Source organism: Prochlorococcus marinus str. MIT 1013, assembly GCF_027359395.1.
GTDB lineage: Bacteria > Cyanobacteriota > Cyanobacteriia > PCC-6307 > Cyanobiaceae > Prochlorococcus_B > Prochlorococcus_B marinus_E.
The window spans coordinates 866,102-889,819 of the sequence record NZ_CP114778.1 but is presented as its reverse complement, the minus strand read 5'-3'; the positions used below and the strand labels follow the sequence as shown (position 1 = coordinate 889,819).

The 23,718-nt window shown below is 30.1% G+C and carries 21 protein-coding genes; 16 read left to right on the top strand and 5 right to left on the bottom strand.

The window, feature by feature from the left end:
- Positions 1–40: 40 nt before the first annotated feature.
- The 3 genes from O5633_RS05475 to O5633_RS05465 all read right to left on the bottom strand — a co-directional run bounded on the left by O5633_RS05475 (position 41) and on the right by O5633_RS05465 (position 4,760).
- Positions 41–2,296: a tetratricopeptide repeat protein gene (locus O5633_RS05475; RefSeq protein ID WP_269611121.1), complete on the bottom strand. Its 2,256-nt coding sequence runs from the start codon at positions 2,294–2,296 to the stop codon at positions 41–43.
- Between the two features lie 385 nt (positions 2,297–2,681).
- Positions 2,682–3,278 (bottom strand): 2OG-Fe(II) oxygenase, encoded by a 597-nt coding sequence (locus tag O5633_RS05470; RefSeq protein ID WP_269611120.1) that lies wholly within the window; start codon positions 3,276–3,278, stop codon positions 2,682–2,684.
- A complete protein-coding gene (locus O5633_RS05465) occupies positions 3,279–4,760 on the bottom strand; it encodes a tetratricopeptide repeat protein (RefSeq protein WP_269611119.1) in 1,482 nt (493 codons plus the stop codon). It abuts the gene before it with no gap.
- Between the two features lie 629 nt (positions 4,761–5,389).
- Here O5633_RS05465 and O5633_RS05460 point away from each other — a divergent pair.
- The 7 genes from O5633_RS05460 to O5633_RS05430 all read left to right on the top strand — a co-directional run bounded on the left by O5633_RS05460 (position 5,390) and on the right by O5633_RS05430 (position 13,329).
- Positions 5,390–5,545 carry a hypothetical protein gene (locus tag O5633_RS05460; RefSeq protein WP_269611117.1) on the top strand — a complete coding sequence of 52 codons (156 nt, stop codon included), beginning with the start codon at positions 5,390–5,392 and terminating at the stop codon, positions 5,543–5,545.
- A gap of 11 nt (positions 5,546–5,556) precedes the next feature.
- Positions 5,557–7,701 (top strand): tetratricopeptide repeat protein, encoded by a 2,145-nt coding sequence (locus tag O5633_RS05455; protein ID WP_269611116.1) that lies wholly within the window; start codon positions 5,557–5,559, stop codon positions 7,699–7,701.
- Between the two features lie 46 nt (positions 7,702–7,747).
- Complete coding sequence (locus tag O5633_RS05450) at positions 7,748–9,304, top strand: radical SAM protein (RefSeq protein WP_269611115.1); 1,557 nt, start codon at positions 7,748–7,750, stop codon at positions 9,302–9,304.
- Between the two features lie 117 nt (positions 9,305–9,421).
- On the top strand, positions 9,422–9,850 hold the full coding sequence (locus tag O5633_RS05445; RefSeq protein WP_269611113.1) for a cupin domain-containing protein: 429 nt from the start codon (positions 9,422–9,424) through the stop codon (positions 9,848–9,850).
- Between the two features lie 2 nt (positions 9,851–9,852).
- Positions 9,853–11,100, top strand: a complete 1,248-nt coding sequence (locus O5633_RS05440) for a class I SAM-dependent methyltransferase (protein WP_269611112.1) — start codon at positions 9,853–9,855, stop codon at positions 11,098–11,100.
- Positions 11,101–11,131: 31 nt separating this feature from the next.
- Positions 11,132–12,118 (top strand): Gfo/Idh/MocA family protein, encoded by a 987-nt coding sequence (locus tag O5633_RS05435; RefSeq protein WP_269611111.1) that lies wholly within the window; start codon positions 11,132–11,134, stop codon positions 12,116–12,118.
- A gap of 233 nt (positions 12,119–12,351) precedes the next feature.
- Positions 12,352–13,329: an NAD-dependent epimerase/dehydratase family protein gene (locus tag O5633_RS05430; RefSeq protein ID WP_269611110.1), complete on the top strand. Its 978-nt coding sequence runs from the start codon at positions 12,352–12,354 to the stop codon at positions 13,327–13,329.
- Between the two features lie 70 nt (positions 13,330–13,399).
- Here O5633_RS05430 and O5633_RS05425 read toward each other — a convergent pair whose 3' ends face one another.
- Positions 13,400–13,549 (bottom strand): hypothetical protein, encoded by a 150-nt coding sequence (locus O5633_RS05425; RefSeq protein ID WP_269611109.1) that lies wholly within the window; start codon positions 13,547–13,549, stop codon positions 13,400–13,402.
- 291 nt (positions 13,550–13,840) lie between these two features.
- On the opposite strand from O5633_RS05425, the gene O5633_RS05420 reads away from it, so the two are divergent.
- The 8 genes from O5633_RS05420 (at position 13,841) to rfbB (ending at position 20,770) form a co-directional block, all read left to right on the top strand.
- Complete coding sequence (locus O5633_RS05420) at positions 13,841–14,083, top strand: hypothetical protein (RefSeq protein WP_269611108.1); 243 nt, start codon at positions 13,841–13,843, stop codon at positions 14,081–14,083.
- The gene (locus O5633_RS05415) at positions 14,070–14,429 is read left to right on the top strand and encodes a hypothetical protein (RefSeq protein WP_269611107.1); all 360 of its coding nucleotides are present in this window, start codon (positions 14,070–14,072) and stop codon (positions 14,427–14,429) included. Before O5633_RS05420 ends, O5633_RS05415 begins: the two co-directional genes overlap by 14 nt.
- A 243-nt stretch (positions 14,430–14,672) precedes the next feature.
- Positions 14,673–15,428, top strand: a complete 756-nt coding sequence (locus O5633_RS05410; RefSeq protein WP_332299681.1) for a WbqC family protein — start codon at positions 14,673–14,675, stop codon at positions 15,426–15,428.
- Between the two features lie 12 nt (positions 15,429–15,440).
- A complete protein-coding gene (locus O5633_RS05405; protein ID WP_269611106.1) occupies positions 15,441–16,133 on the top strand; it encodes a class I SAM-dependent methyltransferase in 693 nt (230 codons plus the stop codon).
- Positions 16,133–17,326 carry an aminotransferase class I/II-fold pyridoxal phosphate-dependent enzyme gene (locus tag O5633_RS05400; RefSeq protein ID WP_269611105.1) on the top strand — a complete coding sequence of 398 codons (1,194 nt, stop codon included), beginning with the start codon at positions 16,133–16,135 and terminating at the stop codon, positions 17,324–17,326. Before O5633_RS05405 ends, O5633_RS05400 begins: the two co-directional genes overlap by 1 nt.
- On the top strand, positions 17,316–18,446 hold the full coding sequence (locus O5633_RS05395) for a DegT/DnrJ/EryC1/StrS family aminotransferase (protein WP_269611104.1): 1,131 nt from the start codon (positions 17,316–17,318) through the stop codon (positions 18,444–18,446). Before O5633_RS05400 ends, O5633_RS05395 begins: the two co-directional genes overlap by 11 nt.
- A gap of 295 nt (positions 18,447–18,741) precedes the next feature.
- Entirely contained in the window at positions 18,742–19,632 is an 891-nt protein-coding gene (gene rfbA, locus O5633_RS05390) for a glucose-1-phosphate thymidylyltransferase RfbA (protein ID WP_269611103.1), read from the top strand.
- Between the two features lie 79 nt (positions 19,633–19,711).
- Positions 19,712–20,770: a dTDP-glucose 4,6-dehydratase gene (rfbB, locus tag O5633_RS05385; RefSeq protein ID WP_269611102.1), complete on the top strand. Its 1,059-nt coding sequence runs from the start codon at positions 19,712–19,714 to the stop codon at positions 20,768–20,770.
- Between the two features lie 6 nt (positions 20,771–20,776).
- On the opposite strand, the gene O5633_RS05380 is transcribed toward rfbB, so the two are convergent.
- A complete protein-coding gene (locus tag O5633_RS05380) occupies positions 20,777–23,245 on the bottom strand; it encodes a tetratricopeptide repeat protein (protein ID WP_269611100.1) in 2,469 nt (822 codons plus the stop codon).
- 288 nt (positions 23,246–23,533) lie between these two features.
- Here O5633_RS05380 and O5633_RS05375 point away from each other — a divergent pair, with 288 nt between their 5' ends.
- Positions 23,534–23,656: a hypothetical protein gene (locus O5633_RS05375; protein ID WP_269611084.1), complete on the top strand. Its 123-nt coding sequence runs from the start codon at positions 23,534–23,536 to the stop codon at positions 23,654–23,656.
- The last annotated feature ends 62 nt before the right edge of the window (positions 23,657–23,718 follow it).

The following is a 23,718-nucleotide window of genomic DNA, read 5'->3' as shown; positions in this document are numbered from 1 at the left end:
CAACTTAATTACTTTACATTACTAATAGCGCAGGTTAAAGTCATTTTTCAACTAAATTAAGATAAATCTTTTCAAGATCTTTAGTGTATAATTTTGAATTAAAAAGTGATGATTTGTTTTTCAGTTTTTCAAGTTTATATTTTAATTTAAAAATTTCATTATGACTACTTGCTAGTCTTAGTGCTGTTTCTTCATATTGATTTTCATCATATGTAATTAGTTCTGGCATGCCTATTGAAGTTAATAGACTGGATGAAACTCTTGCAACAAAGTTTTCTCCTAATTTAGTTAAGGTAGGTAATCCTGCATATAATGCATCACAAGTCGTTTTATGACCATTAAAGTTAAAAGTATCAAGTCCAAGGTCTCCAAGAGAATGCCTTGCTAAATGCAAATCAAATGGAACTCTATTTGCGAATATTAATCGTTTTGGATCTACATTTCTTTTTTCTGCTTCAATATATAAATTCTCAATTGCCAATTCATTTGGCTTGCGCAACCAAAGTACACTCCCTTTTATTTTTTTCAGCAATCTCATCCAAATATCAAACTCCTTTGGAGTGATTTTGTTATTATTATTAAAGCAGGTAAATATAAATCCTTGCTCAGGCAGGTTGAAATCTTTTCGGGAAATAGGTTTATTGCTTATTTCTATTTTATCATCAATGCATAGATAACAATTGGGCATACTTAGTATCTTCTCTGAGTAGAATTTCTCATAATTATCTGGAATTACAATCTTATCTGCGAGAATATAATCAATAACATTAGATCCAACTGAAGCAGGGTATCCCAAATAGTTTATTTGAATAGGGGCGACTCTAGAAGAAAATATTGAAAATCTATTATGTTTGGTATAACCCATTAGATCTACAGCAATATCAATTTGATCATCCCTTGCTAAAGCTATCGATTCGATATTGTTTAATTTACTTATATCTCTAAATATGCATCCAGACTTTCTTGCTCTTTCCGTATATTCATCTTCTTTTGGCACAAACGAGTATAAATATATTTTAAACTTCGATTTATCATGTAGCTCAAGTAATCGAGCAATTAGTTGCATTACAGGATGAGTCCGGAAATCAGCAGAGAAATAACCTATATGTATTAAATTTCTTTTGGAAGATTTAATAAGTTTGCTTGGTCGAGTAAATATTTTTTCTTTATAAAATTTTTCAGATCTTTTTAAATGCTTTAAAGGATTATCTTCTAATGAGAATAGATCCCATGGGCAAATAGATGTTCCTTTTATACCAAGTGATTTTAGCCAAATATTATGAGTCTCTTCATCATCCCAATCGCATATAGTGCCTTTAGTTGCAATTAAAGCAGCCTTAGCTAATGATAATTGATTGTTCAATTTTAGTGCTTGCTTGAGTTGATTTATAGCATCACCGAAATTCCCAAGCTCTTTCAATATGCATCCCAGATTAGAATAAGCCTTTGCGAAATCAGGTTTAAGTTCAATCGCTTTAAGAGTCGATAATTCTGCTTCTTCTAATTTTCCAAGTACTCTAAAAATGTTTCCCAGATTGTAAAAAGCTTCTGCGAAATCAGGTTTAAGTTTAATTGCTTTGCGTGTGTATAATTCTGCTTCTTGTAAATCACCAAGATCTATTAATATGTGACCCAAATTCAAATATGCTTCTGCGTAATTAGGTTTAAGTTCAATTGCCTTGCGGTGTGACAATTCTGCTTCTTGTAATTTTCCAAGATCTTTTAATCTATTTCCTAGATTGTAATGCGCTTCTGGGTAATCAGGCTTGATTTCAATTGCTTTGCGAGTTGATAATTCTGCTTCTTGTAATTTGCCAAGCTCAATCAATATGCTTCCCAGACTTAAATGGGAATCTGCGCAATCAGGATTAAGTTCAATTGCTTTGCGGTATGATAATTCTGCTTCTTGTAATTTACCAAGATCTTTTAATATATTTCCTAGATTTGAATGAGCTTGAAAGAAATCAGGGTTAAGTTCAATTGCTTTGCGGTATGATAATTCTGCTTCTTGTAATTTGCCAAGGTCTTTTAATATGACTCCATAATTAGAAAAGACTCTATGGTCAGTGAAACCCTGATTGATGAATTGTTGATAATATTTTTCTGCTTCTAAAATGTTTCCTTGTGAATGAAACTTAAATGCTTGATTGATTATTTTTTCTTTAGAAGGTTCAGAAGAAATATTAGTATTAATACTAATATTTTCTTTATTTTCTCCTAAAGTAAACGGAACAGAGAATGTTTTTGCTTCAGTGATCTTCTTTTTTTCTTGATCTTTTTTATCAGATTGCTCCATCTATACTTTTCAATCTTTTTAACTTCAGCAATTTTACTACTAATGCTGCAATTATTGTTGTTTTATTTTGAGTGACATAAAGTAGCGATGTCTTTTAATTATTTCCTACGATCTTTCTAAGTTAATATCGTCTTTGAGAAACTTTTAATTTGTAATCTCCTCTTATTAGTGTCACGAGAGTTTACGCAGAAATTACTTATTATCAAATCGATTATTCTTTCAATTATGATGTCTGACCTTGAATTTAGAATTATTAATGGTTCAATCGTATGAGACTAACTTTAATAGCTACTTAATTATGATGATTTTATTTCTATGTTTTGTAGTTTATTTCGTGTCTTTTTTATCAACTTATTAAATATCAAATGCTGTTAATAACAACTGATTAGAAAATATTAATCCAACCCGTAATGATATATTTTGACCCTTCTTTAAGTATGTTTCCTTTATGTGCGTGAGTCCATTCAGCAGGCCAAATCAAAGTTAATCCTCTTTGTGGTTGTATTTCAAGATCATAATGACTGAAATATGTTGAACCTCCTTCTTCTACATCATTTAAATATGTCATAAAAGCAAAAATACGGTGAAGAGTAGCTAAAGAAGATCTTTCTGTATGTATTTCCTTAAAATGTTGACCAGGTTTATATCTTTGTAAATTAAAAGAACCAATTTCCAATTTTTCAGATATCTTGTTTAAGAAAGTCCATTCCTCTACATAGTTTTTATAGCATTCAAAAAGTTGATCAAAATATTTTTTAAATGCCTCATGTCCTGGAAGAATGATATCTTTGGGATTCATAGTAATATCAACACTATCTTTTATCTCAGGATTTAAACCACTTCCACTGTACCCACTTTTTTGCTTGGCGATATTAAGTTCAAAGTAGGAGATAAGATCATCGCAAATTAAGATTGGTTCTATACACCAGGAGCCAATAAAGTTAGGAGTTTTATTCCCTAAATCTAATGTTATTTTCTTCATTTAATTAATAGTTATGGAGGATTTTTTTGGATTAAAACGGATGGAACCATTAGCTTCTCTTAATTTATGAATACCATCTGAATGATTACCATTTTTTAGAAGTATACTCCCTATTCCAGAGAGAGCGGAGTCGAGTTTGTTATCAAGATTAATTGCTTGCTCATAGCACAGCATAGCTTCATCTAAACGACCAATTTCGTTTAATATAGTGCCTAGATTTAAATGAGCATTTGCTAAGTCAGGATTAAGTTTAATGGCTTTTCTGATGGAGGTTTCAGCGTGTTTTAAATTACCAAGATCTTTCAAAATGACTCCAAGATTTAAATGAGCATTAGCAAAATCAGGATTGAGTTCAATTGCTTTGCGAGTAGATAATTCTGCTTTTTGTAAATTGCCAAGATCTCTCAAGATGCTTCCAAGATTGGCATGAGCATCTGGGGAATCAGGATTGAGTTCAATTGCTTTGCAATATGATTTTTCTGCTTCTTGTAATTTGCCAATTTCTTTTAATATAGTTCCTAGATTTAAATGAGCATTTGCGAAATCAGGATTAAGTTTAATGGCTTTTTTCATGGAGGTTTCAGCGTCTTTTAAATTATCAAGATCTTTCAAAATGACTCCAAGATTTAAATGAGCATTAGCAAAATCAGGATTGAGTTCAATTGCTTTGCGAGTAGATAATTCTGCTTTTTGTAAATTGCCAAGATCTCTCAAGATACTTCCAAGATTGGCATGAGCATCTGGGGAGTCAGGATTGAGTCCAATTGCTTTTCTCGTGGAAGCTTCAGCTTCTTGTAAATTGCTAAGATCTTTCAAAATAACTCCCAAATATAAATGAGCATTAGCAAAATCAGGATTCAGTTCGATGGCTTTGCGTATCGATAATGCTGCTTTTTCTAGTTTGCCTAGTTCTACTAAAACGATACCTAAATTGGAATAAGCCTCAGCTAAATCAGGTTTAATTTTAATTGCTTTATTTAGTAATAACTCTGCTTCTTTGAATTTACCAAGATTATTTAATATGTCGCCCAGATTCGAATAAGCCTCAGCGAAATCAGGTTTAAGTTTAATTGCGAGCCGATAAGATTCTTCAGCTTCCTTTAAATTGCCAAGATCTTTTAAAACAATACCTAAATTAGAATAAGCCGCAGCGAAATTAGGTTTAATTTTAATTGCGTTTCGATAAGCTCCTTCAGCTTCCTTTAAATTGCCAAGATCTTTTAATATTGCCCCATAATTAGAAAAAACTCTTGCGTCTTGAACCCCTTGGTTAAGACAATAACGATAATATTTTAAAGCTTTTTGAATATTACCTTTTAGGTGAAAGTTAATTGCTTGATTAATAATTTCTTCTTTAGAATATTTAGTAACTTTATTGGTAGGAATAGTTTTTTTCTCTTTAATTTCTCCTAAAGCAAATGGGACTGAGAATGTTTTCACTTCAGAGCCTGCTTGCTTTTGATTCCTTTTCCCCTCAGTCACATCTATTGTATTTAAAGAATCTATTTTATTAGGATTATAACTTGTAAGGCATACTCAAGCTTCAGATGCGCGTATTGAAGACTTAACTGAATTGAACTGCTTTTTATTTCAAAGCATTGTGTGCAAATCCCAGCCTTTCCAGACTCAGATTTAAGTTGCTTCCTTAATAGTTGTAACCATTTCCCCCCCCCCATAGGATTACAAAGATAAAAATGAGGTTATAACTGAGCGAAAAATAGTTATATCTTCCTATGCCAAGGAATATCTTATTATTTACGCCAACCTAAATACTTCTAAATCTATTGCTATAACTTAGAAATCTAAATGGAGCCAAGCGGACTCGAATCGCTGATCCCCTGCATACAATGCAAGTAAATATTTAAGATTCTAGTTATGCTATTTCATTTGGAGGAACTAGAAAAAAAGTTAGAGCAGAATTTAGAGCGCTTTTAGCGTTTGTCATGATGGGTTTATTCCAAATAACAATCAAATAGATTCACAGAAGAAAACTCCAAAAGGCGACGGCTGCAATAGGAGCGATACAACAAATTAAAAGTGAGTGTTAAATCAGCAAAGTAAGCAATGGATGCTAAGAGTAGTTCACTCTAAGTAATCTTAATTCATATAAAATGCAATCTGATGGATCTAATGGGTGTGGTGGAGCACCAGGTACTAGATTGATTAGTGCAATACCAAGAGATTCGAATATTTTGAATGCATTAATATTAGATTTAAATAGTGGAGAATTAACCTGTAGATTTATAGTAATTAAATGCGACAGCTAAAATACTAAAAGATGGAAGGACCTGGTAAACAAAATTTTCTTAACAAACAAGTAACTGTATTCCCAGTTCCACTATCAATCGAAGATAATCAAGAAAATATATCTATATCTAGTGATAGCTATCCCAAACTAAGTAAAGAAGAAATTAGAGATCAAGCATTTAATTTTCATTCAAAAGGGGATCTATCCAAAGCTAAAAAATACTATCAATGCTTATTTGATCAAGATTGTAATGATCCGAGAGTATTTTCAAATTATGGAAATATTTTGAAAGATCTTAGGCAATATGAAGAATCTGTAAAATATCAACGCAAAGCAATTAAACTAAAACCTGATTACACATTAGCTCATTACAATCTAGGAATAGTATTGTGCGAACTAGGCCAATTTAAAGAGGCAGAAATATCTTATCGAAAAGCTATTAAAATTAATCCTAATTTTTCGGAAGCTTATTTGAATCTAGGGACAATATTGAAAAAGCTTGGAGATTTTAAAGAAGCTGAAATATTAATGAAAAAAGGAATTGAAATAAATCCAAATTATGCTGAAATTCATTCAAATCTTGGAATTATATTGACAGCTCTTGGAAAGCCAGAAGAAGCAATACTATCGACATCGAAAGCCATAGATTTAAGATCTGATTTAATTGAACCATATTCAAACATGGGAAACATATTGGAAGTACTTGGTAGAGAAAATGAAGCGTATAAATATTATTCAATTGCATCGCAAAAAGCTCCTAATGATATTCATTTTTTTATTAATGCAAATTTACGCTTTTCTCCGATAATGAAGAGTAATGAACAAATTGATAATGAGAGAATTCAATATAAAAATTCTATAAATAAAATAAAAATAAATAAAGAATTTCATATAGGAAAAATATATACGTTCAATTCGAACTGTATATTTTACTTAGCATATCAGAACAGAAAAGATGACAAGGAAATATTAGAGGATTTCAGCAATACACTTTTAATGGTAAAAGGTATGGAATACGATAAATTCTCATTAAGCAAATATTTCAAGTCATCTCATAAAAGAGAATCACTGAAAATCGGTATTTGCTCTCAATTTTTAAACGACAACCATACCGTTGGCAAATTATACATTAATGTTTTAATTGACTTATTAAAAACTGATCTTGATGTTACAGTCTATTTACCACCAGAAACAAATAAATCATCAGGAATAGAAAGGATTAAAACCTTATTTAAAAAAATAATATATTTACCTGAATCTCCGCAGGTTGGAGCAAAAGTAATACTTTCAGATAATCTTGATTTATTATTTTATCCAGAAATCGGAATGTCTAGTTATTGCTATATCCTTGCAATGTCAAAGTTAGCCTTAGTACAAGTTACAAGCTTGGGTCATGCAAATACATCAGGCATAAAAAACATAGATTATTTTATAACATATGGATTAGAACCTGCGAGCTCCGATTCAAGTTATTCAGAGAAATTAAAAAGATTTAGAAGATTGCCATTTAACTACTCAGCTCCTAAAATAAATGAGAGCAATTTAAGAAACCTAGATATAATTAATCCTAAAAATAAATTTCTAATAGGATTAACTCAGTCATTATTTAAAATACATCCAAGTTACGATGAAATTTTAGAATCAATATTAATAAACATAGATAATTCATATTTTATCCTCTTAAAAGATAAATGTGATTACAATACAAAAGTATTTCAAGATAGATGGAGGAACAAAAATAAATTATTAATAGAAAGATCAATTTTTCTCGATAGAATGTCAATTGATGACTTTATGAATACAACAAGAAGCTTCCATATCATGTTGGATCCATTCTATTTTGGTAGTGGCAATACTTTTTACGAAGCAATGGTATTTGGTATCCCATTCATTACCTACCCTCACAATCAAAAAACAAAAATAGCATCAGCAGGATATGCACAAATGAAGGTTGATAATCCACCAATAGCAAAATCTCCTCAAGATTATATAAATTGGTGTAAATTATACTCTAAAAATGATTTTTTTCTAAAGAATACTAAAAAGGAATTAATTGAAAAAGCTCAAAAGTATTTATTTAATGATTCAGAAATATATAAGGATTACTACAATTTCTTCAATGAGGCTATAGAAAATGGGAGAAAAGAAAGTTCTTACCATCACATAAAAGATTAATCAATCTTTTATAAGGCCTTTACTAACTAAATGCTAAAATAGTTTTATGATAAATAAAAATGTTAACAAAATTCAAGATTGGTTATTAAAGACATATTCTAAAGATTTACCTTTAGAGATCATAGAGATACTACGTGACGAGAAAATCCCTGAGAAATGGATATTAGCAGCCTCCAAAATAATTCATCGTTTATCAGAAATTCCATGGTACACACAAGAGGAATTATTAGAAGATATAAACGTACATAAAGAAGATTTAATTGAATTAAATTCCTATATAAGAAGGTCTAATCTTTTACAAAAAAGTATTACTCAATTAGGCCTAGGTAAGAAGTATTGGAATACAATAATACCTTACTCTAAAAGCGGTTATGTCCAGAAAGTAATTAATTATAAATATGCATTCCCTTTGACTATTGCAATATTTCCAGGCCTATCATGTATGTTTTATTGTGGCTTTTGTGGTAGGAATCAAAAAGCATCTTATAAAAAAAATGAAGTTCTAGAAAGTGGTATAAAAAGATTTAAGAAGATAATATCTGGTTTACCCAAACAATCTACAATATCAATTGGTGGAGGATTAGAACCTCTAACTAATTTAAGACTGGGAGAAATAATTTCTCATGCAAAATCACTAGGGCATAAAGTCCCAATGATCTCTAATGGTTTTTCGCTTACTAAAAATTACATAGAAGAAAACCCCGGTATTTGGGACTTGGATTCATTAAGGATATCCTTATATGGTGTAGATCAAGAATCTACCTATTTTATAACGAGAAATAAAACTGCGTACGGCAATGTAAAAAATAATATTATTCAATTTATTAAAAAAAGAAACATAATAAACCCCGAATTAAAGTTGGGTTTGAATTATATTATAATTCCCGAAAATATTGAAAATCTTATTAAACTTTTAGATTATATAAAAAGTATCAATAAATTAATCGAGAATGGAAAAGGAATTAACTTCTTAACAATTAGAGAGGATTTCGGTAGTGTAACTGAGATTAACAAAGAATCTGATAATTATAATTCTGATAACAGGAAGTACAATTTAGATGAATTACTTGATCAGTCACATAGAGAAAAGCTATTAAGCATTTTTAAGGATTTTAATAATATCAGAGAAAAAGAACTGCCCGATCTTTATGTAGATTTTGGTTATGCAATGGAATCATTATCAAAAGGAGTATTAGGAAAACCTTTAGCTAAAGTAAAAGGAAATAAAATGAGAGTTTCAGGTTATCCACAACTTTGTGTGACAATTGATATTGCTGGCGATATTTATCTTTTTAGAGAAGCTGGTTTTCTTGATCGTCCTGGGAATAAAAAGTTTATTATTGGTAGAATAGATGAGGAAAATACACTTGAATCCATACTCACAAATTTCATACAGAATAAAGAAAAAATCCTTATAAATAACGATGATGTTAGATTTATGGATTCATATGATCATTTAATGACATTATTAATTAATCAAACTGAAGAAGATATTAAATTTGGGATAAGAGATGAAAAAGGACCACTTGAAGCAAGAATACCTAGATTAGAAGATCTAGAGATAGATATTAATAACAATTGGTACAAGGAAAAAAATGATTAATTATCTTTGCTTGAATTAGTTATTTAGAATTTTTATTTTTCTAACAATTCCTTTTTTATTTCTAAATATACTTTAATCTAAATTTCAACAGTTACAATAATATTTTTTTGTAATCCAATGAAAAATATAAGGCCCATTTCTGAGAAAGAAAAGAATAGCCTGCCATCTTCTGTGATTGTGGATCTACCAATGCCTTTTATTGATGAACGTGGATTGATACAGCCATTGGTAGACATTGAGATGCGTAGCTCAGTTTTAATCATTTCAAAAGCAGGATCTGTTAGAGCTAATCATTACCACAAAACAGATTGGCATTACTGTTATGTATTATCTGGAGAACTTAAATATTACTATCGTACTCATGGGACAAATGAATTAACCAAAGAGATCAATATTAAAGAAGGACAGATGTTCTTCACCCCTCCTATGGTTGAACATGCAATGGTATTTACTGAAAAAACTCATTTCCTAACCTGGGGAAGAAACTCTAGGCTTCAGGAAGTTTATGAAGCAGATGTTTGCAGAATATCTCCAATTAATCCATAAACATGTTCAATATTAACAATCATTATTTCAGATCTAATTGCAGACAATGTAATTCTAAAAATCTCTCAATAGCTATAAAGCTTAGAGAAACTCCCCCTGCAAATTCTTTTGTAAAAAAATCTGAAATCTCGAAGAAACAAACTTTATATCCATTAAATGTTTATTTTTGTAATAATTGCAATCATTTGCAATTACTAGATGTCATCAATCCAGATTATCTATACAAACAATATCTTTATGTTTCAGGAACATCTCCTGTATTTGTTAAACATTTTCAAGAATATTTTCAATTTATAAAAGGAAACTACTTTGATCATGGGTTAGTAATTGATATTGGTTCAAATGATGGGACACTTCTGAAATTCTTCAAAGAAGATGGCTATGAAGTAATTGGTATAGAACCTGCAAAAAAAATTGCAACTGAAGCAATAACGAATGGAATACCCACATTAATTGAATTTTTTAGTAAAGATTTATCTGAAAGAATTCTAGATAAATATCATTCAGTTTCAGTTGTTACTGCCAATAATGTTTTTGCTCATATAGATAATCCTACAGACTTTTTAGCAGGTGTTAAAAATTTAATTAAAGAATCTAAGGGAATATTTATTTTTGAGGTTTCTTATCTGTTAGACGTTATAAAAGACAAATTGTTTGATACTATCTATCATGAACATTTAGATTACCATTCAATTATTTCATTCGACAGATTTTTTAAACGTAATGGATTTGAAATTATCAATGTGGAGCATGTAAATAGTCATGGAGGCTCAATAAGAGTTTGTACTCAATTAATAGGTGGTAATTTTAATATCTCTAATTCAGTTTTAGATTTCATAAAGAAAGAAAAAGAATTCGGCCTAGATAAAATTGATATTTATTATGATTTTAATAGGAAAATAAATTCCTTAGGGAAAGATCTTAATAACTTACTTCATACTTTAAAATCTCAAGGGAAAACAATTGCGGGTTATGGAGCACCAGCCAAAGCAACAACTTTAATGCATCATTTTGGCATTGGACCAGATACCATAAGCTTTATAATTGATGATAGCAAATGGAAACAGAATTTATATTCCCCAGGGATGCATATCCCTATAGTCTCTAGAAATTTTCTTAAAGAAAAAAGAGTAGATTATATTATTATTTTAGCTTGGAATTTTGCATCCTCAATCATAGAGAATAATATAGATTTTAAATCTTCTGGAGGTAAATTTATTGTTCCCTTACCTGAATTAAAAATAATTTAAAAGTACAATTTATTTTTCTCTTGGTTTATTCATGATTGGCAACATAAATAAAGATAATTGCTTGGTTAATCTGGGATTAATTGGTGTCGGGCGTTGGGGTAGAAATATAGTCAAAACTACATCGGAAATACCAGGTTTAAAGCTAATCTGTGTATCAAGTAATAATCTAAATACAAAAAAATTTATTCCGAAGGATTGTAAAATCTTTCCAAACTGGAGGGACCTTATTGATTATCCTGAATTAGATGGAGTTATTGTATGCACCCCTCCAAAAACACATTTTAGAATTAGTGAAAGTTTTATTAAGAAAGGTTATCCAGTACTTATTGAGAAGCCTTTGACACTTAATTACGACGAAGCTAAAAAAATTTATCATCTTTCTAAATCTAATAATAATCTTGTAATGACAGACTTCACACAACTATTTAATTTAAAATTTATTGCCTTGAAAGAGTCATTAAAACTTGTTGGAGATATAAAATTTCTGATTACAAAAACAGGAAATTATGGCCCCTATCGGAAAGATACACCTGTTCTATGGGATTGGGGTGCTCATGATCTATCAGTTTTATTATCTTTAATGGGACACTCTCCCAAAAAAATATTCTCCAAGAAAGTCAAAGAAAACATAAGAAGAAATGAGGATGAATCTTTATGGAAAATTAATTGTGTTTTTGATAATGAGATAGAATCAACTACATTGATAGGAAATATGATGCCTAGATCAAGAAAAATAGGAGTTTTAGGCTCAAAGGGAATGCTAGTATTTGATGATATATCAACAAATACATTAACATTTCATAGTAACTGGGATCATCGAGACTTCCCTAGTAAAGGAGGTCAAACTATAAAAGTAGATTCTAAAAAAGAACCTCTTTATTGTATTTTAGAATCATTTTCTAATTTAATAAGAAGGGGTATAAATAACCACTGGAGTATAGAGATGGGAGTAGAAATCAGTAGACTTTTAAAAGAATGCTCACCCCAGGATTTATATGATATGAAATTTTTAAATTGACATAAAGTATAGATCAACTCTTTTGAATAGATCTTCGCACATTCAAAAATAATTGAATATCACTCACCATCAAAAGACATTCATATCAACGCACATAGATACCATTTGCACAACACAATCTATATTATGAAGAAAGTGTTGCAAAATAACCAGATAACTCCTCTTAAATACTAATTTATCTAGATCTCAACTATTATCAAATAAATCTATAAGGATTAGTGGCGAATAGATAAATGAAAAAAATACTAATCACAGGATGCAGTGGATTCTTAGGTAAACATATTTTATCTAAATTACTTGATGAAAAACAATTTGGATTTATAGAAAAAATAATAGGTATTGATAACTTTATAACTTCTAAAAGATCAATTAAAAATCAGATCAATACTAAATACACTTTCATCGAGGCTGATTTAATAAGCTTCGATTTCGATCAAGTAGAAGACATTGATACTGTTATTCATTTAGCAAGCCTTGCAAGTCCTGTTTATTATAAGAAATTCCCCCTCGAAACGATTGATATTGGCACAACTGTTACTAGGAGATTACTTGAAAAATGCAAAGAATGGAATGCTCGATTCCTATTCTTTTCATCTTCAGAGATTTATGGTAATCCTTCCCTTGAAAACATACCAACAAGAGAGGATTATAAAGGTTATGTGTCATGTCAAGGGTCCAGATCTTGCTATGACGAAAGCAAAAGGCTAGGAGAAACATTATGCTATGTATACAATACTAAATACGATATAAAAACTAATATAATACGGCCCTTCAATATTTATGGACCAGGTATGTCTATAAATACAGATTATAGAATGATACCTAATCTAATAAAAGCGGCTTTAAACAAACAAAAATTAAATATATATGGAAGTGGTAAACAGACAAGAACATTTTGTTATTATACGGATGCCATAGATGGTATCATCAAAGTTTTAGAGAATGGTGGATTTGGAGAAACCTATAATATTGGCAATGACTATCCTGAAATATCAATGGTTGAATTAGTTAAACTATTCATAAAAACTATAAAAATAGATCTAAATTATGAATTAACTTCATATCCAGATTACTACCCTGATGATGAACCCTTAAGAAGACTTCCATCAATTGAGAAAGCAAGAAGAAATATAAACTATCACCCAAAAGTAACATTAGAAGAAGGTCTATCTAAATCATGGAACTGGGCAATAAAAGATCAAATCATATAAATAAATCTATGATATAAAATCTTTCAAAACTACTAATATATACATTCTATTTTCTTCTTGTACTCAAGTTTCAACAAATTAAGTTGAATAATCTGTCTGACCTAGGCATATATGGCATTAGAACTCTTTGAAGCATTCCTCGATCGATTTCTATCTCTTGCCATACTTCAAATCTTGATGGAGCCAAGCGGATTTGAACCGCTGACCCACTCCATGCCATGCAGCTCAAGCATTCCTGATTTTTCTAGTTATGGATTCAAAACTAACTCTTCATAAGTACCTTACCTAACGTAAGCGCGCATAATTGAGCGCATACCAGACACCCCTAGATAGAAATCCTTCTAATCAATATTGAATAAGCTGATATAGATAGATATATCTTTATACTTAAGCCCATAAAAAGAGCCAATAAAAGCGGTCTACATCTTGAAAATCGACCTAGCTAAGAGGTGTGATTTAATAGAAATCAATATGGTTTAAAGCTACTTTCGTTATTGCTTTTGTTTCTTATATGATTGATAAATTTATAAGTTCACGCCAAATAGCAACGCCTAGAAAATCTCAAATGACTAAAGTCATTCATTCTGATTTTTTAACTGTCGCAGAATCAATGACTTCCGCCTTTTCAACAATAGAAAATAATCAAGCTCGGGATCTAATGCCTTCTTTGGTTCCTGAGTTGGGACTTTGTTTGCACATGCTCCAGATGGAATTGAATCTACATTGCATCGAGCTGGGATATGAAAAAAGCTAATAAACAATTGATGGAATTAAGAGCAGGCTTTGCTGCTGACTTTCTTGTTCAAGGTCATAGGTGCACCGTAGTAACGACCCCAGTGAACGAAGAATACGGCTTAAGTAGGCGGCAAGCGAGGCGAATCAAAGTGAAGGTGATGGATTTGATCGTTCAAAACTTTGAAGAGATCAATATTGAGCGGCCACAAATGGTGGCAAAACTACTTGTAAATCTTGAACAAGGTATGCAGAAAGGACTTATTAATAACCAATCAAGTGGTGTCGCTGCCTGTACGAGGCAAATAATTTCACTAGCTGGTTTGGCTGCCGACTCGTCGTATGACAACCGAGTGAGAAAAATCTAGTATACACTCATTTTTATTTTTGAATATCCAGAAGTTATACATAGCTCTGAAGGTATGCTTCTGATTCTTCCCGAATTTGCCTGGTTTTTTGATGAAGTATATATGAATTAAATACCTAATATCCTCAAAGAAATTTATTTTGACTGAAAAAATTGATACGACTTATTTGGAGAAATTATTATCAAAAAATGATATATTGATTTCCTCGGATAAGAGCAGTTTTTCTTTTCCCTTCGACAATTTATGATAGTTTATAACTACTTGAAAAATATCTATATGAAGTTAGGATTAATGCAACCTTACTTTTTCCCTTATATTGGGTATTTTCAGTTACTTAATTATGTAGATTTATGGATTGTATTTGATAATGTTCAGTACATTCAAAGGGGATGGATCAATAGAAATAGAATATTGCATCCTGAACTTAAAAAAGAATGGCAATACATAACAATACCCTTAGATTCGAGAAAGGGATTTTCTAAAATTAATAATATAAAAATTAAACAGGAACTTGACTGGAAAAACCGTATCATAAGAAAATTAACTTTCTATAATGAACAATCAATATTTTACAAAGAAGTTATTTCATTAATAAATAATATATTTATTACAAATGAAAATAATTTATCTAAATTTGTAACTAGGTCTATTAGATATACAGCTGATTATTTAGGAATAAAAACAAAAATTTTAGTCTTATCTGATATGGAATTGGAATTGTTAAATATAAATGGTCCTGGAGATTGGGCGCTAAGAATCTGTGAGTCAATTGGTGCAAAAGAATACATAAATCCAATTGGTGGAAAGGATCTATTCTACAATAAAAAATTTAAAGATTCTAATATTAAATTGAGTTTTTTAAAATCTAAGATGGGAGTTTATAATCAAAAAAGACCTGAATTTATTCCTGGACTTTCTATAATAGATTTAATGATGTGGAATAGCAAATCAGAGTTGTCTAGTTTTTTAAATAACGATTTTGATTTAATTTCACCTTGATTCATAATGTAAATGACTTCGCACACTTTTTTTGACCATGATCAATATGCTCGTCAGTTTGATGAAAAGGAATTTTGGAAGCAAGTTAAAAGGACAGTAGATGGTAAATCTGTATCTGAAAGAGATATAAATTTAATAACAACTAAAATTATTGAAAGTTTAGAACTTGAAATATCAGATAAATTATTGGATATTGGCTGTGGAAATGGGGCTATTACTAATTTATTAAAAACTAATGTTTCTAGTATCAAAGGATTTGATCCCTCTCCATACATGATCGAAATAGCCAATAAGTATTTTTCCTCCAGTTGTGTATCTTTTGTCTTGGCTTCCGCCCTTGAGACTATAGAAACTATTAAACTTAAAGAATGTTATAATAAGGTATTATTCTATGGATCATTTTCATATATTGAGTTTGAAGAGGCTAAAATGATATTAAAAAAACTCTATAATCTTTTAGAAGAAAACTCTAAGGTATTTATTGGTAATATACCAAATCTTGATTTTCATAAAGAATTTTTCTCAAAATATACTAATCCAATAATTCCTCCAAAAAAAAATCATAAATCTTCTATCGGAGTTTGGTATTCTCCTTCCGAATTGAAGAGAATTTGTTCTCATCTTGGATGGAATACATCTACAACTATCATGCCAAAGGAGTTTTATTCATCATATTATAGATTTGATCTTACGCTTTCTAAGTAATGGTTGATATTAATCATATATATCTGAAAGAGAAAAAAAAATATATTGGAAGTGAAATACTTTCAACTTCTTCTTTATATTCTCCTAATTCAGAAACTGTTTTAAACTATATAAAAAAAAGTTACTTTCATAATCAATTTACAAATAGAGGCCCTTTAGTGGAACAGCTTGAGGAAAAACTCCTTAAGTTTCATAATACAAAATATTGTATTACTTTTTGCAGTGGATTTTGGGCATTGGTGGCTGCCATAAAAAATGTAGCTCAAACAAATAAAAAATATATTCTAATGCCTTCCTTAACATATAGAAGACTAGCTGACGCAGTCCTTTGGGCAGGTTTTACTCCTTTATATTGCGATATCGATCCTATTAATCTTGGATTAGATATCAATTCAATTGATCCGAATAAACTCGAAAATACCTCATTGATACTTGCTGTACATCCATTAGTTGACTGTCTTAATGCTTATGCAATTTCACAATTTGCATTGTCAAAATCAATCCCTGTTGTATTTGATTCCGTTGAATCTGTAAATGAATTTTTACCTGATGGGAAAATTGGCGAATTTGGTAATTGTGAAATATTTTCTTTACATGCAAGTAAATTGATTAATGGCTTAGAAGGGGGTTATATCACAACAAATGATAGTAAATTATGTGATCAATTTAGGAAGTTTCAAAAATTTTCTTTTAATTCAGATGGAGAGTTGACAGAGAAATATTCTATGAATGCTAAATTAAATGAAGGTCATGCAGCATTTGCTTTAGCATCATTGGATGAGCTTGATTTACTTATAAAACATAATTATGTGATATATCAAGAATATTTAAGTTCAGAAAGATTTGTTAGCGAAAAACTTTTTATAAGAAGATATAATAAAAAATTCAGACCTGCTTATAAAATTATTTTAGCTGAACTGAATCCAAAATATATTGACTGCAGGGATGAGCTTATAAGGATATTAAATTCTATAGATATACTTTCTAGGACGTATTATTTTCCCCCACTTCACACAAAAAGAAAGAGCTTAATTGCTACTAAATGCCTTAAACTTAAGAATACTGATATATACTCTAAAAACTTATTATTACTTCCTTCAGGATGGCAAATAAAGAAAAATCAAGTATCTCCAATAATGAAGCTAATTAATAAAATTATTGACGATATTTATTTCAAAAAAAATGGGAGATAATAGATTGGAAAAAAAATTACATGTTGGACAGCTTTATGTACCCTCTTTTGAAGATTTTAAAGATGTAATTGATCAAATATCAAAAACAAAATATTATACTAATAATGGACCACTTTTACAAAAACTTGAGAGAGAGTTAGCAATATACTTAGATGTAAATTATGTATTAGCAGTAACGAATGGAACTATTGGATTAATAATTGCATTAGAAGCATTGCATAAAGAAGGAAGCATTCTTACACCAAGGTTTTCATTCCCTGCGACAATGAATGCTATTTGTATTATTGGATCTAATCTCTTTTATTGTGATACATTGCGGTATTCTCCTAACGTATGCCTAGAGTCTTTAGAAGAAAAACTTAAAAATAACAAGACTATTTCTACAGTTTTATTACCTAATTTATGGTCAACTGTTAATAATATCGATGAAATTAGTTTTTTATTAAATAAATATAATGTTGATTTAATATACGATTCATCTCAGGCATTTTCATGTTCATATAAGGAACAAAAAATTGCTATAAATGGAAATGCAGAAGTATTTTCTTTTCATGCAACTAAGCTTATTACAGGATTTGAAGGCGGCTGCATTACAACCAATAATAAAAGTCTTTATGAAAAATTAAGTCATATTCGTTCAAGCTATGGAGCAATTGGGAATTCAGATATGCCTATTAAAACAGTAAATGGAAGGATGTCAGAATTACAAGCTGGTTTATGCTTGAAAAGTCTATCTAAAATCAAAAGTTCTGTAGAACATAATAAAATGATATTTAATCTTTATAAAAAATTTTTAAATTCTAAAAATAAATATATAATATTTGAACCTGGCTCCAGACTAATTGAAAGTAGTTATCAATATTTTGTTTTAATACTTAATTCGAATTACAAAGAGTTTAGGGATAAATTACAAGATAAGCTCAATAAAAATAATATTTTAGCGAGATCATACTTTAATTATGATTTTTCAGTATTCAATAATGAAAATCCTATAGATTACCCAAACTCAATAGAATTATCTAAATCAACTATTTGCTTACCAATAGGTCAGCAAATAGCTTGTAAAGATGTAAAATACATCACTGATATTATAAATGATTTCTTTGAAAAGATAAATTAATAAAATACTATAGATTTTTAATTTAATTTATATTTTTTATTAGTTTATTGTTAAACATCTATTCCTAATAATAATCATTTTAAGCTACATGGAACCGGCTATGAGTGTGTTTCAGATTCTTCTCTCTTCTCTTTTTTTTCTTTACGTCAAAGATATTTGTCTTATGAATTATTTATTAAAGTGTATTATTTCTTGATCTGCGGTTTTAGCTTATTATGGTTCATGATTTCAAAATACCAACATTCAAGTAATATCAAACAAACTTGCAATTTTTTATCTTTCAATCCTGTTTTAAATGAAGTATTTATCATCGCGTAGAGGAATTATTCTTGCAGGGGGTAACGGCACAAGGCTTGCACCAATAACCTCAGCAATAAGCAAACAGTTGATACCTGTATATGACAAGCCAATGATTTATTATCCAATTACTACTTTAATGTTATGCGGAATAAGAGATATTCTTATTGTTACGAATCCTAATTCTGTTGAATTATTTAAAGCACTTTTAGGAAATGGTGATAAATGGGGAGTTAACTTTAGTTATGCAATTCAGAACAAGGCTGAAGGTGTTGCTCATGCGATTTTGGTAGCAGAGAAATTTATTAAAAACAGTAATATTGCAATTGCATTAGGCGATAATCTTTTTCACGGTAATGACTTAGTTAATCTTCTTCGATCGGCAGATAAAAGGATAAAAGGAGGAAGTATTTTTGCTTACCCTGTTAGTGATCCCCGTAATTATGGTGTTGTTCAATTTGATAAGGAAGGGAATATTTTAGATATTGAGGAGAAACCAGATAATCCTTTAAGTCAATATGCTATTACTGGATTATATTTTTATGATAACTCCGCTTTTGAAAGAATTAAAGAATTAAGATTTTCACCAAGAGGAGAGCTAGAAATAACATCTCTAAACAACCATTATTTAAATCAAAATCTATTAAATGTAGAGATTATGGGTAGGGGGATGGCTTGGTTAGATACCGGATCGTTTAATTCTCTTCAGGATGCATCTGGTTATATTCGTACTCTTGAACAACGACAAGGTTTGAAAGTAGGTTGTCCAGAAGAGGCTGCTTGGAGGCAAGGCTGGATTGATGACAAATGCTTAGAAAACCTTGCTTTCAGTTTGATGAATAGTGGTTATGGTGAATATCTCTTAATGCTGTTAAAAGGGCTAAAGTAGATGAACCTTTCATTAATAAATTATTACATTCTCTTGTAAATAATAACTTTTAAAAACCTTTAATAATATTGTAAATCACATGATTATATTTCCTGAATCTGTAAAAAGAATACTTGTAACTGGTGGATCAGGATTTATAGGAAAGACTTTATTGAGAAGATTGCTTAAAGAAACAAATTTAAAAGTATTTAATTTGGATAAATGTGGCGAAGAAAGCGATTTAGATATTCTAAATTTGAATTTTGATTCTAAAAGATTAGAAACATTAAAGATTGATCTTTCTAATTCAGATAATACTAAAAATGCAATAGATTTTAGTAATCCAGATATAGTTTTTCATCTAGCAGCTGAAAGTCATGTAGATAGATCTATTCTAGGTCCTAGAATATTTTTAGAAAGTAATATAATTGGAACTTTTAATTTATTAGAAGCATTAAGTTCTCATTGGCAATCATTGTCATTGCCTAGAAAGAAAAATTTTAAACTTCTTCATGTAAGTACAGATGAGGTTTATGGATCACTTGGACCCGAAGGCTTTTTTTCTGAAAATAGTTCGTATGATCCAAGAAGTCCATACTCTGCTACAAAGGCAGCAAGTGATCATCTTGTCAAAGCTTGGAATAAAACTTATGGGATCCCTATCTTAATTACAAACTGTAGTAATAATTTTGGACCTGGACAATTTCCTGAAAAACTTATTCCAGTGATTATTAATAATGCTATAAATAATAAAAAGATTCCAATTTACGGTGATGGAAAAAATGTACGCGATTGGATATATGTCGAAGATCATATAGATGCCTTATTAAGAGTCATATTGCGAGGTAGCGTAGGAGAGTCATATTGTATTGGGGCTGGAGTACAAAAATCGAATAATGATATAGTAGAATTAATTTGTAATTTACTTGACAAAAAAAATACTTTTAATGCACCACATAATCGGTTTAAATCTTATATAAAAGATAGACCAGGGCACGATAGGAGATATGCTATTAACTATAAAAAAATTTCAGAAGATTTAAAATGGAAACCTAAATATAATTTTGAAAATGCAATGGAACTTACTGTTGAATGGTATTTAAAAAATGTAAATTGGTGTAATAAATTCTCGAAAGATAACACCAATAAAAACCTTTAATCTGTTTTATTCTAATGGTTCCCAATTTTTTGGAAGTAATTCTTTTTTATATGCAGCTTTCAATGCCTTTTGAAAGAAGTCTATATATTGTCTATAAACTGTTTGATCATTAAATAAATTATCTTTTGCTTTTAAAAGTATTTGATTACTAATATTTTTCCTGTATGAATTATCAAATGCTAGTTTTTTGCATATTGAAATATATTCTTTCTTTGACTTTGCTATAGGTGGATTTAAAATACCCATCTGCTTATAACCTGCAGAAACGCATCCACCTTGTGGTTTATCAGGTAACAAAGTAACAACTGGAATACCCAATGCCATTGCCTGAAAAAAGGTATTACCCATCCCAAAATAAATAGTATCAAGTACGATATCAAATCTTTTTGAAATTGTTAAATAATCATCAAATTTAACACGTGGACAAATTATTAATTTACTTGAAATGTACTTACTATTTTGTTCCCACCTGGACAATAATTCCTTTGTATTGTATTCTCTAACACCTTCGAAAAACAATAAACGTGAATGAGGAATTTCCTCAAGTACTTTGTCTAGAATATCATCAAAGTCGGGGTGGTATTTAAATAAAGTATGAGGAAGTCCAATTATAAAATCATCCTCATAAATATCTAGATCTGAAGCTTTAATAGTACTATTTAAAATTGTAGGTAGACTATAATTTACTGGAAGTCTAGTCATTCTTATCAATCTTTCTGAAAAGAACTTATCAGAATTCTCATTTTCTTTTTGCGATGCGGTTATGTAGTAATCCATATTTTGAGAACCTGAAGTTTGTGGGTGTCCACTATGAAGGACTTGAACTAGAGCTAGCCTTGATAAAGACATGAAATATGTTTTTACTGACATTCCAATATCAAGATATAGAAGAATATCAATTGAACTATTTAGAACTTTTTGACAAGATTTTTCTAAGGAATCTGGTAATGTTATTATTTCACTCGCTAATGAAATAATATGATCTGTTGTTTTATCAGTATGATCAAGTTCTCCTTTAAATATGATTATTTCAATTCCAGATTTAGCAAGATCTTCAATTAAATTTAAAAAACATTTCGTTACAGAATGATTAAAAAAATAGCTAGAACAAATTCCGAGTCTTATCCTTTTTCTTCCCTGACTTTCTTTGATATGCTGGTCTAAACGGAAATTAGTATTTAATATCCCATCCTTTTTTGATAAATTATTAGCTATATTTTGGAGTATCTCTTTATCATTATAACAATTATGATAGGCTAAATAAAAAATAAAGTCTATTGTTGTTGGTAAACTATTATTTTTATAGATTATATTATTGTTATTACCTATTAATGATATTTGTCTATTTATCTCCTCTCTGTCTTGATTTATTTGCAATTGATTTAAGGGTATTTTTGATATGAAAAGTTTAGCTTGTATGTTATAAGCTAGATCATCTGGATCTAATTCAAGGCATTTTTGAAAACAACTTTGCGCTTCTTTTGATTTACCAAGATCTTTTAATATGCCTCCCAGATTAGAATACGCCATTGCGTAATCAGGCTTGAGTTGAATAGCTTTGTGCATTGATATTTCAGCTTCTTTAAATTTACCAAGATCTTTTAATATGCTTCCTAGATTGGCATATGGTTCTGCGATATTAGGGTTGAGTTCGATTGCTTTCCGAGTTGATAATTCTGCTTCTTTAAATTTACCAAGATCTCTCAAAATGCTACCCAGATTGGAATGAGCCTCTGCGAAATCAGGATTAAATTGAATTGCTTTTCGAGTTGATAATTCTGCTTCTTTTAATTTACCAAGATCTTTCAATACATTTCCCAGATTGGAATATGCTTCAGCGAAATCAGATTTAAGTCCAATCGCTGTGCGTTGTGATAATTCTGATTCTTTTAATCTGCCAAGATCTCTCAATATGCATCCAAGAGTAGAATAAGCTTCAGCAAAATTAGGATTTAGTTTAATTGCTTTGCGAATAGCTAATTCTGCTTCTTCTAATCTGCCAAGATCTATCAATATACTTGCCAGATTATAATGCGCCTCTGTGAAATTAGGATTGAGTTCAATTGCTTTGCGTTGGGATAATTCTGCTTCTTTTAACTTGCCAAGATTTTTCAATATCATTCCTAAATTAGAATGACCATTACTAAAATCAGGATTTAGTTTAATTGCTTTGCGTTGTAACAACTCTGCTTCTTCTAATTTGCCAAGATCTTTCAATATGACTCCATAATTAGAAAAAACTCTGTGATCATTAAACCCTTTATCAATAAAATATTGATAAAGTTTTGCTGCTTTTTGAATATTTCCTTGTGAATGAAACTTAAATGCTTGATCAATTATTTGTTCTTTAGAAGGTTTAGTTTTGCTATTGCTAGGAATAGAAATATTCTCTTTTATTTCTCCTAAAGCAAATGGAACTCGAAATGTTTTTACTTCAGATCCTTCTTGCTTTTGATTCCTTTTCCCCTCAGTCACATCTATTGTTTTATAAAGAATCTATTTATTTGGATTATATGTCTGATTAGGGTTTTTAGTTTTTAACTTCAGAAAGAAATTCACTCGCTGTAAATAAGCATGAGTTGATTTCTCTTTGAAGGGAAGTAATTAGTCCAGACCTATTGAAAATAAAAGCATTTGCTAATTACCCACCGCTTTTTCTTCGGGAAAACTTTTTCCCCTTCGTTAATAGTGTCGGGAACTTTATCAACTTTAGGTAGTGAAGTATAATGGTTATGTTGCCTGAGATTGATTGCAATCACTTTCATGTTAACGATTTGGAGCCATAGCTCAGCTGGTAGAGCACCTGCATGGCATGAAGCACTTCAAATCACCGCAAAGCTACTCGTAAATCTTGAACAAGGTTATGCAACAAAAACTGGTTCATAACCAATCAAGTGGTGTTGCTTGCTGCCTGCGCTAGACAAATAATTTCACTGGCTGGATTAGCT